This window comes from Lentzea sp. NPDC051208, assembly GCF_040682435.1.
In the GTDB taxonomy this organism is placed as follows: Bacteria; Actinomycetota; Actinomycetes; order Mycobacteriales; family Pseudonocardiaceae; genus Lentzea; species Lentzea kristufekii.
Map to the genome: position 1 here is coordinate 1 of NZ_JBFBAW010000014.1, position 14617 is coordinate 14617.

At 66.8% G+C, this 14617-nt stretch carries 17 protein-coding genes and 1 tRNA gene; 9 read left to right on the forward strand and 9 right to left on the reverse strand.

Annotation, left to right across the window (positions count from 1 at the left end; translation table 11 throughout):
- Positions 1 to 224: 224 nt before the first annotated feature.
- Complete coding sequence (locus tag AB0M48_RS30295) at positions 225 to 776, reverse strand: MarR family transcriptional regulator (protein ID WP_363848565.1); 552 nt, start codon at positions 774 to 776, stop codon at positions 225 to 227.
- Between the two features lie 212 nt (positions 777 to 988).
- Here AB0M48_RS30295 and AB0M48_RS30300 point away from each other — a divergent pair, with 212 nt between their 5' ends.
- Positions 989 to 1969 (forward strand): cation diffusion facilitator family transporter, encoded by a 981-nt coding sequence (locus tag AB0M48_RS30300; protein ID WP_363848566.1) that lies wholly within the window; start codon positions 989 to 991, stop codon positions 1967 to 1969.
- Here AB0M48_RS30300 and dcd read toward each other — a convergent pair.
- Positions 1966 to 2547 (reverse strand): dCTP deaminase, encoded by a 582-nt coding sequence (gene dcd, locus AB0M48_RS30305; protein WP_266035997.1) that lies wholly within the window; start codon positions 2545 to 2547, stop codon positions 1966 to 1968. The two genes, AB0M48_RS30300 and dcd, sit on opposite strands and share 4 nt — an antisense overlap.
- A 72-nt stretch (positions 2548 to 2619) precedes the next feature.
- On the opposite strand from dcd, the gene AB0M48_RS30310 reads away from it, so the two are divergent.
- The 4 genes from AB0M48_RS30310 to AB0M48_RS30325 all read left to right on the forward strand — a co-directional run bounded on the left by AB0M48_RS30310 (position 2620) and on the right by AB0M48_RS30325 (position 4769).
- A tRNA-Gly gene (locus AB0M48_RS30310) sits at positions 2620 to 2690 on the forward strand.
- 425 nt (positions 2691 to 3115) lie between these two features.
- Entirely contained in the window at positions 3116 to 3814 is a 699-nt protein-coding gene (locus AB0M48_RS30315; RefSeq protein ID WP_363848567.1) for a hypothetical protein, read from the forward strand.
- Complete coding sequence (locus AB0M48_RS30320) at positions 3814 to 4230, forward strand: roadblock/LC7 domain-containing protein (RefSeq protein ID WP_245983082.1); 417 nt, start codon at positions 3814 to 3816, stop codon at positions 4228 to 4230. The genes AB0M48_RS30315 and AB0M48_RS30320 overlap by 1 nt, the downstream gene beginning before the upstream one ends.
- 167 nt (positions 4231 to 4397) lie before the next feature.
- Positions 4398 to 4769 (forward strand): hypothetical protein, encoded by a 372-nt coding sequence (locus tag AB0M48_RS30325; protein ID WP_363848570.1) that lies wholly within the window; start codon positions 4398 to 4400, stop codon positions 4767 to 4769.
- A gap of 81 nt (positions 4770 to 4850) precedes the next feature.
- Here AB0M48_RS30325 and AB0M48_RS30330 read toward each other — a convergent pair whose 3' ends face one another.
- Positions 4851 to 5267 carry a hypothetical protein gene (locus AB0M48_RS30330; RefSeq protein ID WP_363848572.1) on the reverse strand — a complete coding sequence of 139 codons (417 nt, stop codon included), beginning with the start codon at positions 5265 to 5267 and terminating at the stop codon, positions 4851 to 4853.
- A 90-nt stretch (positions 5268 to 5357) separates the two neighbouring features.
- On the opposite strand from AB0M48_RS30330, the gene AB0M48_RS30335 reads away from it, so the two are divergent.
- Complete coding sequence (locus tag AB0M48_RS30335) at positions 5358 to 5624, forward strand: hypothetical protein (RefSeq protein WP_363848574.1); 267 nt, start codon at positions 5358 to 5360, stop codon at positions 5622 to 5624.
- Here the strand turns inward: AB0M48_RS30335 and AB0M48_RS30340 are convergent.
- The gene (locus tag AB0M48_RS30340) at positions 5584 to 7092 is read right to left on the reverse strand and encodes a sodium:solute symporter family protein (protein WP_363848575.1); all 1509 of its coding nucleotides are present in this window, start codon (positions 7090 to 7092) and stop codon (positions 5584 to 5586) included. The genes AB0M48_RS30335 and AB0M48_RS30340 overlap by 41 nt on opposite strands.
- A 242-nt stretch (positions 7093 to 7334) precedes the next feature.
- Here AB0M48_RS30340 and AB0M48_RS30345 point away from each other — a divergent pair, with 242 nt between their 5' ends.
- Entirely contained in the window at positions 7335 to 7973 is a 639-nt protein-coding gene (locus AB0M48_RS30345) for a response regulator transcription factor (RefSeq protein ID WP_363848577.1), read from the forward strand.
- Positions 7974 to 8211: 238 nt separating this feature from the next.
- Complete coding sequence (locus AB0M48_RS30350) at positions 8212 to 10047, forward strand: acyl-CoA dehydrogenase (RefSeq protein ID WP_363848579.1); 1836 nt, start codon at positions 8212 to 8214, stop codon at positions 10045 to 10047.
- A gap of 58 nt (positions 10048 to 10105) precedes the next feature.
- On the opposite strand, the gene AB0M48_RS30355 is transcribed toward AB0M48_RS30350, so the two are convergent.
- Together AB0M48_RS30355 and AB0M48_RS30360 are read right to left on the reverse strand one after the other, a co-directional pair.
- Positions 10106 to 10444, reverse strand: a complete 339-nt coding sequence (locus AB0M48_RS30355; RefSeq protein WP_363848581.1) for a hypothetical protein — start codon at positions 10442 to 10444, stop codon at positions 10106 to 10108.
- A 96-nt stretch (positions 10445 to 10540) separates the two neighbouring features.
- A complete protein-coding gene (locus tag AB0M48_RS30360) occupies positions 10541 to 10717 on the reverse strand; it encodes a hypothetical protein (RefSeq protein WP_363848583.1) in 177 nt (58 codons plus the stop codon).
- A 228-nt stretch (positions 10718 to 10945) separates the two neighbouring features.
- Here AB0M48_RS30360 and AB0M48_RS30365 point away from each other — a divergent pair, with 228 nt between their 5' ends.
- Positions 10946 to 11392 carry a hypothetical protein gene (locus AB0M48_RS30365; protein ID WP_363848585.1) on the forward strand — a complete coding sequence of 149 codons (447 nt, stop codon included), beginning with the start codon at positions 10946 to 10948 and terminating at the stop codon, positions 11390 to 11392.
- Here AB0M48_RS30365 and AB0M48_RS30370 read toward each other — a convergent pair.
- From AB0M48_RS30370 to AB0M48_RS30380, 3 genes are all read right to left on the reverse strand, one after another.
- Entirely contained in the window at positions 11382 to 12173 is a 792-nt protein-coding gene (locus AB0M48_RS30370) for a DUF1206 domain-containing protein (RefSeq protein WP_363848587.1), read from the reverse strand. The two genes, AB0M48_RS30365 and AB0M48_RS30370, sit on opposite strands and share 11 nt — an antisense overlap.
- A 46-nt stretch (positions 12174 to 12219) precedes the next feature.
- Complete coding sequence (locus AB0M48_RS30375) at positions 12220 to 14214, reverse strand: VanW family protein (RefSeq protein WP_363848589.1); 1995 nt, start codon at positions 14212 to 14214, stop codon at positions 12220 to 12222.
- A 76-nt stretch (positions 14215 to 14290) separates the two neighbouring features.
- A complete protein-coding gene (locus AB0M48_RS30380; RefSeq protein WP_084401587.1) occupies positions 14291 to 14584 on the reverse strand; it encodes a co-chaperone GroES in 294 nt (97 codons plus the stop codon).
- Positions 14585 to 14617: the final 33 nt, after the last annotated feature.

Here is a 14617-nt window from a genome sequence, read left to right on the forward strand (position 1 = left end):
GATCCACGGCGGCGACTGACCCCTCCTCACGACCAAACATGATCCACATCGGACGCGCTGCCCGCCAGCAAGTTGATCATTCTGTTAGGACCTCTTAGGACATCGGCACACCGGGGGCCAGCGTTGCGTGTTCTAGATCACTCAGACAGCGGGTAGCCACCCATCTCGCACCCCTCCCTCTCGCGCCGGTTAGCACGATATCGGATAGTACGAGTTCGTAGCAATTACTCCTTGTTGTCGAGTGCGAGCCTGGTGCGACGGTGGGCCGGCCCGAGTTCGCCGGACAGCACCTCCATCACCTGGCGCAACAGGTCGCGCAGGTGCTCCAGGTCGGCGCCGGGCAGCGCGGTGAAGAGGTCGCGTTCCCGTTCCGCCTGGCCCGCGACGATCTGCAGGAAGATCTCGCGGCCGGCGTCGGTCAGCGTCGCGGGCAACGAGCGGCGGTCGCTCGGGTCGAGCGCGCGGACCACGAGGCCCGCCTTCTCCAGCCGGTCGAGGCGGCTCGTGATCGTGGTGGCGGGGCTCAGCGTGCCGTTCGCGAGTTGCTTGGGCGTGAGCCGGTGCGGCGGCCCGATCCAGAAGAGCCGGGCGAGGATCTCGTAGTCCGCGCGGTTCAGCCCGTGCGGCGCGGCGATCTCCGTGGCGAGGAAGTCGAGGTACTTGCTGATCTGGTGGACCCGGTCGACCACGCCTTCGACCACCGGATCGATCGCCGGAACCATGGCCCTCCACGACTCGACCTCGGCATCGGTGTCGTCAGCACCACGGTTGCCCATCCCGCAATGGTAGTTGCGCCCGCATGCGGAACGGCCCGCGTCTCTCCCGGACGCGGGCCGTTCCGTCTCACCCCCTGGTGATCAGCGTCCCCCTGGTGCAGATCCCGCCTGTAAGACACCTCAGCCGCGGCTGATGTTGCTCCCACCGCCGAATGTCACTCGAATGCAGTAGTGGCCGGATGCTTCGCGCGCCGCGCCCTAGGCTGATCGACATGAGCGAGAAGCCGCAGGGCTCGGGCGAAAGCACGCTGACCGTCGTCCTCGCACTGCTGGTCAACCTGGCCATCGCGGTCATGAAGGCCGTCGCGGGCGTTTTGACCGGATCAGCCGCGATCCTCTCCGAAGCCGCGCACTCGGTGGCCGACACGTTCACCGAGGCACTCCTGCTGACGGCTCTGCGCCGCTCAGGCCGGCCGGCCGACCGCCGTCACCCGTTCGGCTACGGCAAAGAGCGCTACTTCTGGTCGTTGCTGGCCGCGGTCTCGATCTTCGCCTCGGGCGCGATGTTCGCGTTCTACGAGGGCTTCCGCACGGTCTTCGGTGAGCCGGAAGAGCAGACCAGGCCACTGGTCGGCTACGTCGTGCTGGGCCTGGCGTTCGTCCTGGAGTCCGTCTCGTGGACGCAGGCGTTCCGGCAGGTCCGCTCCGAGTCCGCCGCGCACGGCCGCGGGTTCTGGGACTTCCTGCGCGTCTCCGACGACCCGACCGTGAAGACCGTGTTCCTGGAGGACTCGGCCGCCCTGATGGGCCTGGTGCTGGCGTTCGCGGGCCTCGGCCTGCACCAGCTGACCGGCTCGTCGCTGTGGGACGGCCTCGCGTCGCTGGCGATCGGCGTGCTGCTCGCGCTGGTCGCCTACGTCCTGGCACGCACGAACCGCGGCCTGCTGATCGGGCAGCAGGCAGACCCGGTGATGGTGAAGTCGATCTGGCGCCGGCTCGCCGAGGTGTCCGAGGTCGACGCCGTCGTGGACGTCCTGACGATGTCGATCGGCACCGACCGCGTGCTGCTGTGCGCGCGACTCGACTTCGACGACGCGCTGACGGCACACCAGCTGGAAGACGCGTGCGTGCGCATCTCCGCGGAGTTGCGCACGCAGTTCCCGGACCTGGACGAGATCTTCCTCGAACCCGTCCCGCGCACCGATCCCGAACTGCGCCGGCGGGTGCTGGAGCGGTACGGCGACCTGAGTTAGCGGCGGGTGTCCGTCTGGTGGAAGTTCAGGTAGGCGCGGCTCGGCGTCGGCCCGCGCTGCCCCTGGTACCGGCTGCCGGCCTGCTTCGAGCCGTACGGGTGCTCCGCCGGGCTCGACAGCTTGAACAGGCACAGCTGCCCGATCTTCATGCCGGGGTGCAGCGTGATGGGCAGGTTCGCGACGTTCGACAGCTCCAGCGTGATGTGGCCGGAGAAGCCGGGGTCGATGAAGCCCGCGGTGGAGTGCGTGAGCAGACCGAGCCTGCCGAGGCTGGACTTGCCCTCGAGCCGCCCGGCCAGGTCGTCCGGCAGCGTCACCATCTCGTAGGTCGACCCGAGCACGAACTCGCCGGGGTGCAGCACGAACCGCTCACCCTCCGGCGTCTCGACCAGGCTCGTCAGCTCGTCCTGCTGCTGCGAGGGGTCGATGTGGGTGTACTTGGTGTTGTTGAAGACCCGGAAGAACCGGTCCAGCCGCACGTCGAAGCTCGACGGCTGGAGCATCTCGACGTCGAAGGGGTCGAGGACGAGACGGCCTGACTCGACCTCTTTGCGCAGATCCTGGTCACTCAGCAGCACCCGGACAGGCTAACCGAAGCGGGCGCACCGCAGGTTCCCGCGCTGTGTATGATCGGCGACGAGCTCGCTCACGCGGGTGTAGTTCATTGGTAGAACGACAGCTTCCCAAGCTGTAGAGGCGGGTTCGATTCCCGTCACCCGCTCGAACCCGGAGCCGGTGTGTGCCTGCGGAAAGCGCAGGCCGCACCGGCTTCGGTGTTTTCTGGGGCCGAGCCCCCAGACGCCGGCCAGGCGGCTCCGCCCCCGGACCCCCCGACGCCGCAGCGGATATCCCTTTATCCGGCGATTCATCTATCAGAAATGAAAGCTCTGCCGTCTCAATTGGAATGCTTCACTCGATCAGGTGACGCTTGACAGGGATCGGGACTATCGGAAGGTAAGAAGTAGCCCTGGCGGTCGCTCTTTCGATTCGAGTACCGCACTCGATCGGATGATCGCTTCGCCAGACAGTCCCTCTCCGTAAGTTCGAATTAACCCGGAGTCACCCCTGAGACGCGACAATCGAGCCGCATTCGACGTCCTCGCGCAGGCTTTGGCGCGATGTCACGCGGATCGAGTCACCGGAACGTTGCGCATTGTCGGCAACGCGGGCGGGCTGTTTCATTTCCGCGACGGCCTGGTGATCTCGGTGGACAGCCCCGGATCGCCCGGAGCGGAGATGTTGCTGCTGAGTTCGGGCCGGATCGAGGAAGGGGACTGGACCGCGGCTCTGGTGGAGAGCGTCGAGACGCGGTCCCTGCAGGCGGCGCTCGTCGCCCGCGGGATCGGCGCCGCCGAGCTCCAGAGCCTCGTGATGGTCGCTGTGCAGGACGGGGCGTTCGCCACGGCCGTGGGTGAGATCGAGCGATACGTCATCGACGAGTGCATCGATCCACCGCTGTTACCTGCGGAGCAAGGCGTCGCGCCGGACCTGTTGCTGGCCGGGACCGCTCGGCGGTTGGACGCGATCGCCGCGTTCTCCCTGTCGCCGTACCGGGACCGGGTGGTGCCCGGCCGCTTGACGGAGCCGGCCGGCCTGACGGCGGAACGACGGGAGATCGTCGCGCACGCCGACGGACGGCGCACCGCTCGGGACCTGGCGTTCGCGCTCGGCCGGAGTCTTCATCCGGTCGTCGTCGAGATCGCCCTGATGCTCGAGGACGGACTGCTGGAAATCGCCTCGCCCGCGACGTCGTTCCGATGTTCGCACTGGGGGTTGGCTGCGTTGCGCCCGCGGGCGCAGACCGGACCGGAATTCGAAATCTCCCCGAGGTCTTCGGAGGTGTGATGTTTGTCCTGAGCGGTTCGACATTTCCGATTCTGAAAGGGAGTGAATTGGACTACGACGCTCTGAGCGCCGAACTGCGAAAGCTTCGAGAAAACGTCGCCGGAGTGACCGACACCGTCATCGCCGCGTCCGACGGGATCCCCATCGTCGCCGACGTGGCGAAGAACATCGACCCCGCCCACATCTCGGCCCTGGCCGCCGCCGACCTCGGCATCGCACGTCAGGCCGCGGAGGTGATCGGCCTGGGCACCCTCAGCCAGACCGTGGTGTTCGGCAGCGAGGGCTACATGGCCGTGTACGCCATCGGCAGGTTGTCACTGATGGTCGTGCTCGGGGACAAGGGATTGAACCTCGGCCGCCTTCTGCACGAGACCCGGCCCGTCATCGAGCGAGTCGGCGTGATCCTTTCCTCGTAGAGCACCAGAAGCACCAGTGTGAAAAATGGTCGCAGCCCATGTCCAGGCTCGGTTCACAGCTCTCATCAATTATGTCCTCTTTTTGGGGACACATCCGCACACGACCGAGTCGCGGCAGTTCGGATGCGCCGCCTCGATCACCATTAGACACAGGGAAGTGGAGTTTGATGAACATCGATACCGCGTTGAAAGAGGCCATGTCGATCTCCGGCGCTGTCGGTGTCGCACTGGTCGACTACGACAGCGGGATGTCGCTCGGCACCAGCGGCGGAGGTGACTGGCTGAACCTGGAGATCGCGGCGGCCGGGAACACCGAGGTCATTCGCTCGAAACTGCGGGTGATGCAGTCGCTCGGGCTCAGCGACACCATCGAGGACATCCTGATCACGCTGCACCGGCAGTACCACCTGATCCGGTTGATGGGCGGCGTGAAGAACAGGGGTTCGCTCTTCCTGTACCTGGTGCTGGAAAGGGACAACGCGAACCTCGCGCTGGCCCGGCACCAACTCAAGCGCATCGAGGCCGACCTGATCGTCTAGTCCGGATCAACGCCGCAGAAATGCCGAAAGCCCTCCGTGCGTGAGGGCTTTCGGCATTTCCGGAACAATCATCGAGAAGCGCTAGTCGACCGGTAGGCCCCACGGCCGGCGGTCGAGTTCCACCCAGCCGCCACCGCGTGCGAGTGCGGCGCGCACACCGGCCACGTGCTCAGCGAACGACGCCAAGTCCCCGTGCAGCAGTTCGGCGCGCTCGACGTCCAACGGGTGTGTGTCGTCGTGCCACAGGTCGACCGCGAACGAAGCGACGAACGACATCGACTGCAGGAGTTGCAGCAGAGCGACAGACGGTCGCGCGGTCTCCGCGAGGTAGCAAAGGCGGATCTCCTCGCACACGGCCAGCAGCGACCGCACCTGACGGATGGCGTCGGCCGGCGTGCCGTCCCACGACGGGTCCGGCCACACGCGGTCGCTCAGCTCCAGCCAAAGCCGCCAGCCCGTGGCGAGTTCCGCGTCGTCTGCGGGAGACCACTTACCCATGCATCCACTGTGCATGCGAGAGCGGAAAGAGTCTCGTGACGATGACGCACGCCACGGCAACCGATGCGCCACACATACGTCCTGTAGCGCATGACGCGCGTGCTGGCCTACGGCTTCCTGCTCGTGCCCGTCGCGGTCGTCACGGTGCTGAGGAGCGATTTCCCGGTCACGCACACGACCGGGCTGGTCGCGGGTGCGACGATGGTGCTGGCGAGCACGGCGCAGACCTACACCGGAACACCGATGCCCTACGTGTGGCTCGCGGCGGCGACCCTGTTCGGGTGCGCCGCCGCGAGGATCATGAGGAACGAACGGCTTACGCCTTCACCCGCTCCGGCTCAGGCTCGTCGGAGTTGAGCGAGTCGAGCAGGACGTCGCGCTCGGTCGAGGGCTCCTTCTTCAGGAAGCCGATCGACAGGTAGAGCACCAGCGAGAGCAGCAGCGGCCACGACACGAGCACGCCCTTGGTGACCCAGGCGGCCTTGTTCATCTGCTCGATGTAGAGGAACGCCCACATCCCCAGACCGCCGACCACCGAGGCGATCGCCGCCGTCGAGCCGACCTTGCGGAACCACGGCAGCAGGCCGAGCATCAGCGGGATCGCGATCGGGCCCATCGTGGCGGCGACCAGGTCGACCACCACCTTGAGCACGAAGCCCTGGCCTCCCGACGCGATGGCGATGATCATGCTGACGCCGATGAAGGTGAACGTCGTGATGCGGGCCAGCTTCAACTGGTTGTCCGCCGAGAACGTCTTCACCTTCTTCCAGAGGTGCGGCAGCATGTCGCGGTTGATGACCGCGGCGATGACGTTCGCGTCCGACGACACCATGGCCATGGTGTGGGAGAAGAAGCCCGCCAGGACCAGGCCGATCATGCCCGCGGGCAGCATCTCCTTGCCCATCTCGATGTACGCGTTCTCCGCCTGCGCTCCCTGGAGGCCCGGCACGATCAGCGGCGCGGCCCACATCGGCAGGAACAGCACGAGCGGCCACACGAGCCACAGCACGGACGAGAGCAGCGCGGACCGCTTGGCCGCGAAGCCGGACGGCGCGGCCATGTAGCGCTGCGCCAGGTTCCACATGCCGCCGTTGTACTCGAGCGTCTTGATGAGGAAGAGCGCCATCAGGAACGTCGACGTGTACGGGCCCGCCAGCGGGTCGCTGTGGCTGTCCGGGAGCTTGTCCCAGATCGTCACCGGGAAGTCCCAGCCGAGCGTGCTGGCGACGGCGAACAACATCGCGAAGCCCGCGGCCGCCTGGATGATGAACTGGCCGAAGTCGGTGAGCGCGTCGGCCCAGAGGCCGCCGAGCACGGAGTAGATCATCGTGACCAGGCCGATGATGATGATGCCCCAGGTGATCGGGACACCCGCGAACCCGCGGAGCAGGATCGAGACGGCCGCCCACTTGGCGGCGATGTCGACGACCTTGAGCAACGCACCCGCGTAGGCCATGACCTGCTGGGTCGGCACGTTGTAGCGCTTCGCCAGGTACTCGAGCGGCGACTTGACGTCGTGCTTCGAGCGCAGCCGGTTCCACCGCGGCGCGAAGAGGAACGCGCCGATGCCGACGCCGATGCCGATCGTCAGTGACCACCACACGTAGACCGTGAGCCCGAGCCGGTACGCCTCGGAGGCGAACGCGACGAACATGACCGCGCTGTAGCCCGACATGTGGTGCGAGATGCCGGACAACCACCACGGCATCTTGCCGCCCGCGGTGAAGAAGTCGGCGATGTTGTGGACCCGCCCGCGCGACCAGAGGCCGATCCCGACCATCACGAAGAAATAGCCGACAACCACGATCCAATCGAGGGTGCCCATGTGACCTCCTTGCGTGCACACGCGTGTGCCCGCGAGAGCACCAGGCCTCATGGCGGCGGAACCTGGCACATCCGCACGGGATATGTGACGTAGGTCTTACGAGACTGTTGCGGTGGGATGGAAGACCTTCGGCCGTCTTGAATCACATTCGTGACCCTTGTTCATCCACGTGAACCGACCGGACCGCGTCACACGTCCGTGGGAACGACGTCTCTCCTCCAGAAGCACGAACGGAGGTGCTGATGCTCCCGCCCGGCCGGCCTGCCCCCGGCGTCGCGCTGATCGACCCCGTGCCGCTCTACCGCGAAGGCCTGTCCGCCCTGATCAGGCGGACTCCCGGCCTGCGCTGGCTCGGTTCGACCGGCGATCCGCACGCTGCCGTTCGCCTACATGAACAACTGCGTCCCGACGTGCTGCTCATCGACTCCGTGCTCGACCCGGTCGGCCACCTGACCCGGCTGCTGGCTGAACGCGACCCGGCTCTGCTGGTCATCGGACTGGTCCGCGACGCGCATTCGCACGCGAACTACGTGACGTCCGCGTTAGAAGCAGGGGTCCGCGGCGTCGTGCCGCGCAGTGCCGAGTCCGGCCAGATCGTGCGGGTGATCGCCGAGACGGTCCGCTCGCGCGGTTACGTGCATCCCGACCTGCGGCCGAAGGAACGACCGACGCTGACCAGGCGCGAGTACGAGGTGCTCACGCTGATCGCGGACGGCCTGGAGAACCAGCAGGTCGCGAACGAGCTGATCGTGTCCGTGGAGACCGTGCGGACCCATGTCAAAGGCATCCTGCGCAAGCTCAGCGCACGCGACCGAACGCACGCGGTGTCGCTCGCCTATCGGTCGGGACTGCTGATCGGCTGTCCGGCCGTGTTCGAGTAGTCCGGACGCGCAGCCTGACCGAGCTTCGTGAACAGGCGAGCAGGTGCCGCCGAAAATTGGCCCCCCGCACGTGCGGCACGCGTCTGACCGGCCCTCATGCCCGATTCAGGTCACCCGGAGGACTGTCTACTTCGCCACCAGTGGGTGGTCGGCCTTGCCGGGGTTACTGTCGAGTAATACTCTGTTGTTACCGGTCAGTAGGCGACCCCGCCGCGACCCTGAGGAGTGAGCTGACGAGATGGGCCACTACAAGAGCAACGTCCGGGATCTCGAGTTCAACCTGTTCGAGGTCTTCAACGTGCAGGACCACCTCGGCAAGGGGCCGTTCGAGCAGTCCGACGAGGACACTGCGCGCAGCGTGCTGGCCGAGGTGAAGAACCTCGCGGAGGGTGTCCTCGGGGACTCCTTCGTGGACGCCGACCGCAACCCGCCGGTGTTCGACCCGGCGACGCACTCGGCAACCCTGCCCGAGTCGCTGAAGAAGTCGTACCAGGCGGTGTGGGACGGCGAGTGGTACCGCCTGTTCCTGCCGAACGAGCTGGGCGGTTTCGGCACCCCGCCGTCGGTCACGTGGGCCGCTTCCGAGCTGCTGCTCGGCGCGAACCCGGCCGTCTACATGTACCTGGCGGGTCCGAGCTTCGCGACGGTCGTCTACAACAACGGCACCGAGCGCGACAAGCAGTGGGCGCAGCTGATGATCGACCGCGGCTGGGGCGCCACGATGGTGCTGACCGAGCCGGACGCCGGTTCCGACGTCGGTGCCGGCCGCACCAAGGCCTTCAAGCAGGAGGACGGTTCCTGGCACATCGAGGGCGTGAAGCGGTTCATCACGTCCGCCGACCAGGACCTGACCGAGAACATCATGCACATGGTGCTCGCGCGTCCCGAGGGCGAAGGCATCGAGGCGAAGCCCGGCACCAAGGGCCTGTCGCTGTTCCTGGTGCCGAAGTTCCACTTCGACCCGGAGACCGGTGAGCTGGGCGAGCGCAACGGCGCCTTCGTCACCAACGTCGAGCACAAGATGGGCCTCAAGGCGTCCACGACGTGCGAGCTGACCTTCGGCCAGCACGGCGTGCCCGCCAAGGGCTGGCTGCTCGGCGAGGTGCACGACGGCATCGCGCAGATGTTCGACGTCATCGAGTACGCCCGCATGATGGTCGGCACCAAGGCCATCGCGACGCTGTCGACCGGCTACCTGAACGCGCTGTCCTACGCCAAGGAGCGCGTGCAGAGCGCCGACCTGACGCGCATGACGGACAAGACCGCCCCGCGCGTCACCATCACCAACCACCCGGACGTCCGCCGCAGCCTCATGCTGCAGAAGGCGTACGCCGAGGGCCTGCGCGCCGTGTACCTGTACACCGCGACGCTGCAGGACAAGGTGATGCTCGGCGGCGACGACGCCAAGCTCGCGGCCAAGGTCAACGACCTGCTGCTGCCGATCGTCAAGGGCGTCGGCTCGGAGCGCGCGTACGAGCAGCTGGCGCAGTCGCTGCAGACGCTGGGCGGCTCGGGCTTCCTGCAGGAGTACCCGATCGAGCAGTACATCCGCGACGCGAAGATCGACTCGCTGTACGAGGGCACCACGGCCATCCAGTCGCTGGACTTCTTCTTCCGGAAGATCATCCGCGACAAGGGCCAGGCGCTCACGTTCATCAACGGCGAGATCCAGAAGTTCCTCGACAACGAGGGCGGCAACGGTCGCCTGAAGGAGGAGCGGGCGCTGCTCAAGCAGGGTCTCGAAGACCTGCAGGGCATGCTCGGCGCGCTGGTCGGGTTCCTGACCACCTCGCAGGAGGACGTCCGCAACCTCTACAAGGTCGGCCAGAACTCGGTCCGCCTGCTGATGACCGCGGGCGACGTCCTCGTCGGCTGGCTGCTGCTGCGCCAGGCCGAGGTCGCGCTGGAGAAGCTCGGCGGCACGCCGTCCGCCAAGGACAAGGCGTTCTACGAGGGCAAGATCGCGGTGGCGTCGTTCTTCGCCAAGACCGTGCTGCCGGAGCTCACCGCCCGTCGCAAGATCGCGGAGTCCACCGACAACGCGCTGATGGACATCGACGAGAGCGTCTTCTAAGCGCCTCGACGGACTACGGGTCCTCGCACCTCCTGCCCGAGGTGCGAGGACCCGTTTTTCATTGCGCCGCGAAGAGGAGCGGACCGGCCGTCGCACCGATGTTGAGGGCGGCGGTCGCGTACGAGCCGGCCATCGTCGGCGCTCCTGCCGCGTGGTGCAGCACCCTCGCGATCAACGTGCTGCCCACCGCGAACGACAGCACGCCGAGCACGAAGACCAACGGCAGCAACACGATCGGCTCACGGCCGAGCACGTCGAGGCTGAACCAGCCGGCGACGCCGGTGACGACCGGGGCCAGGAACGTGAAGTGGCCGAAGGTCACCGCGTTCACCAGCACCGCGAGCACGATCACCAGCACCAGTCGCGGTTTGCGCAGCTCCGCCAACTCAGGTCGCAACGCGACGGTGGTGTGCTGCCGCCGGGACGGAATCCCTTTCAGGACACCGGCCGCGGCCGGCACGCAGAGGACCGCGACGGCCAGGAACGTGGTTCGTCAGCCGAGTGCGGTGCCGAGCAGCAGGCTGAGCCTCGGTGGCCAGTTGCGGGCCAGCGCGGCCATCAGCGGTGCGCCGACGACTATTCCTGCCGCGAAGGCCGAGGTGAGCGTGCCGGCGGTGCCCACGGACACGTGGAAATCGGCGGCGACGGCGGGCAGCAGCCCGGAGAGCATGAACTCGTGCCCATGGCGAACACGGGCAGGGCGAGCAGGTACAGCGAAAAATGCACGGAGGAGCTCCGAGGACGAGGGGTTCACCGGGGCTGACGGTTCAGACCGCAGACCCGACCCTGGATGCCTCAGGACTCGACATGATCGGCACGGTAGCGCGATCACCTCACACGATGCAGCTTGATTTCGTTGTCAGTTGACAGTCCCTCGTTCGGAATCAAAGATTGGACGGTGTTCCTGTACCTGCTGATGCTGTGCGCGGTCGTCGGCGTCCTGGCGCTCGCGACGATCGTCCTGCGACGCCTGAAGAACCGGCAGGTGCGCCAGGACGAGCTGTGGTTCGGGTACGAGCAGCACATGGACGCGCTGCGCGCGGTGTCGCCGGAAGCGGAACTGGCGAGGGTCTCGCAGGTGTACCAAGGGGCGAAGAGCGGCACCAAAGCCGTGATCGCGTGGGAGCGCACCGGAGTCGAGCAGGACTCGTGGTTCGAGGGGATGAACCCGAGTCCCGGCGACCTCCTGCTGCTGCGCGGCAGCCCCGGCTGGGGGCCGGACTCCGCCAGTCCCAACGTCCTCTACGTGGCGCCCGGACAGGTCCTGTCGTCCATGACGGTGGAGGCGCAGGCGGCCGCGGCCCGGCATCGGCACAGGCTCGCGGCCACCGGCGTCACTCCTTGATCGCTCGCGCGGCGGCGAAGCAGTAGACGCCGAACGCGCCGATGCCGATCGCCACCGCGGACAGCAGGAACACACCATAAGGCTGTGCTGCCAACGTTTTCAGGGCCTTGTCCATGCCGCCGGACTGCTGGGGGTCGGCGTTGATCGCGGCGAGTCCGACGAGAACGCCGATCACGCCGTACGCGGTGCCCTTGCCGATCCAGCCGATCCGGCCGACGGGCTCGATCCACGTCGGGGCCTTGCCCATGTCGAGGTCCTTCTCGAAGGACTTCTTGATGCCCTTGTAGATGATCACACCGGCGATCCAGAGGATGCCGATCGCGATGGCACCGACGATGAACTGGCCGCCGGGCCACGAGAGCACCTGCGCCGTGAGTTCTTTCTGCTGCTGGTTCTGGTCACCAGAGCCACCAGAGCCCGTCGCGTATTTGAAGGCACCCAGCGCGATACCGGTCGCCGTGACGGCGCGGGCCGCGGAGCCGATGCGCTTGAAGATGCGCTTCCGCTTCTTGCTGATGTAGGTGTACCCGACGAAGGCGAGCAGCAGCTGCCACAGCGCGAAGCACACGAGTCCGATCGCGAGCGTCCACAGCAACCACGCGCCGCCCTGAGCGACGTCGCTCAGCGCGCCTTTCGAGTCGGCCTGTTCGGAAGCACCGAACGCGACCTGGATCGCGAGCCACGCCACAAGGACGTGCACGACCCCGTACAGCACCATTCCCGCCCGTCCGAGCGTCTGGACGACGGGGTGTCTTCGCGCCTCTTGCGCAACAGTGGCCACGAACGGGTGATTACCCGCGCGTGGCCACCGTCAACCTGAAAGTCGCTCAGCCGCCGGGTGGCGGTGGCTCGCAGATGATCTTGAACTGCGGGTCGTAGCGGACCGTGCGCGACTCGCTGCGCGACTGGCCCGTGCGGCGGTCCGTGATCGTGCGGGTGTCCGTCACCGAGAAGCCCGGAGCGCCGTTGCTCGGCGAGCAACCGGCCTTGTTGACCTTCTTCTCCTGCGGCTGGGTGGGGTTGAAGTCACCGCTGGTGGAGCCCGTGACGTCGTAGTTCTTGGTGCCCCAGAGCACGATTTTGATGGACCCCGGGGTCCAGATCGTCTGGATGGCGACGCCCGTGTCGTCCGGGTTCGTGAAGGCGATGTCGATCAGGCTGTTGCCCGCGCCGTCCATGAACACGGTGGCCTCGCGGCCCTTCGGGTACCGCGTGATCCAGTAGCTGTGCTCCTTGTGACCCGCGTCCTTCATGCCCGCGTAGTAGTACGCGTTGTAGAGCGTGGTCGCGAACTGCGAGATGCCGCCACCGACCGCCATGCCGGGGATGCCGTTCTCGATGATGCCCGCCTCGACGTAGCCCTGCGCGGTACCGCGGGGGCCGGTGTGCTTGTTGAGGCTGAACGTCTCCTTGGGCTTCACGATCGCGCCGTTGACCTTCTCGGCCACGACCCGGATGTTGACGCCCGAGGCGGGAGCGAAGCCACCGGTCTGGAACTCGCCGATGACCTCCTTGATGCCCATCTTGTTCGCCTGCTCGGTGGTGACCTTCGCGGGCGTGTGCTTGTACTCGAACTTGACCTCGCGCGCGTCCGTCTTCTTCAGCGTGTCGAAGTAGGGCTGGAGGTTCTTGTCCCAGTCGAGGTCGAGGCCGTCCACCGACGGCTTCACGGTCGGCTTGCCGCCCTCGAAGACGATCTGGGCGTCCTTGCCCTGCTTGACCGTGTCCTTGAGCTGCGGCCCGGTCACCTCGGCGAGCTTGTCCTTGTTCGGCGTGACGTTCAGCGCGCCGCCCTCGCCGGGAGCGAAAGCCAGGGTGGTCCCGATCTGCTCCGGCGTGAGCGTGGCGTCCTTGCCCTCGCCCTTGATGACGACGGGACCGGACACCGCGGTCTTCACGACCTCGTTGAGCGCCTTCTCGACGCCCTCCTTGGTCGTCTTGACCGGGGTGAAGTCCATCGGGACCTCGACCGGGTTGCCGGACGCCCAGTTCGCGACGACCGCGTTCACGGCGTCCTCGGCCTTGAGCTTCTGGCCGGCGTGCGGCTCGACGGCGACGGGGTTCGCGCCCTCGAACTTGATGGTGCCCTCGATCGGCTCGTGGTCGAGCTTGGGGCGCAGGGCCTCCAGCGCGCCGGAGACCTTCGCGTCGTCGGCCTTCGTCGCGACACCGACCTCGCGGCTGGTGAAGAACGAGGTGACACGCGTGAACGGGCTGAGCGGCTGGCTGCCGGCACGCTCGATCGTGCTGTTCCAGTCGAGCTCCAGGCCCGCGGACTTCGGGTCGAGCTCGGACGTGACGTCGCCTGCCTTGAGCGCGACGGGCTTGTCCAGCCGCGGGCCGATCTCGTCGCGCAGCTTCTTCTCGGCCTCGTCGTGGCTCATGCCGCCGACGTCGACGCCCGCCACCGTCACGCCGCGCGGCACGTTGCCGCTGGAGACGAGGATGTCGAGGCCGTAGAGCAGGCCGAAGGCGCCGACCACGGCCGCGGCCACGATCAACGCCTTCTTCTTCGTGTTCTTCGGCTTGGCCTCGTCCTCGCCCGGCTCGATCATCACGGGCCCGTAGACGCCGGAGTCCTCCGGCTGCGGCTCGGGCGGCGCCACCGGCCTCATGTACTCCGTGGCGTCCTCGCCGGCCGGGAAGCCGACACCGGTCACAGCCGCGGTGACGGTCGGCTCGTTCGAGTCCGGCTCCTCAGACGGCCACGCCTCGGTCGAGGCGTCCACCTGGACCGGAGCGATCTTGGTCGTCTGCTCCGAGGACGTGCCTCCGGGACCCACCGGAGGCATCGCTCTCGTCTTGTCAGCGTCGTACGGCACAGCTCTCCCCGTTGCCCTGTCTCTCCTGAGGTGGCATATGTGTGCAGCTATCAGGCGTCGATCGCGAACCGGCGGCTCATAGGTACAGACCGGTACCGTGCTCGGTGAGCTCGGTCGCAACCGCGTGCAGATCGCGTTCCCTCATCACGAGATACGTGGTGCCGTGCACCTCGACCTCAAGCTGATCTTCCGGGTTGAACATCACCCGGTCGCCGACCTTCACGTGGCGCACGCTGGTACCGACTCCGAACACATCACCCCACGCCAACCGCTTCGCCATCTGGGCCGTAGCGGGGATCACGATGCCTCCGCTGGAACGCCGCTCGCCGTCCTCGGGCGAGATGCGGACCATCACACGGTCGTACAGCATCTGGATCTCGAGCTTGACATCAGGCACCAGCAG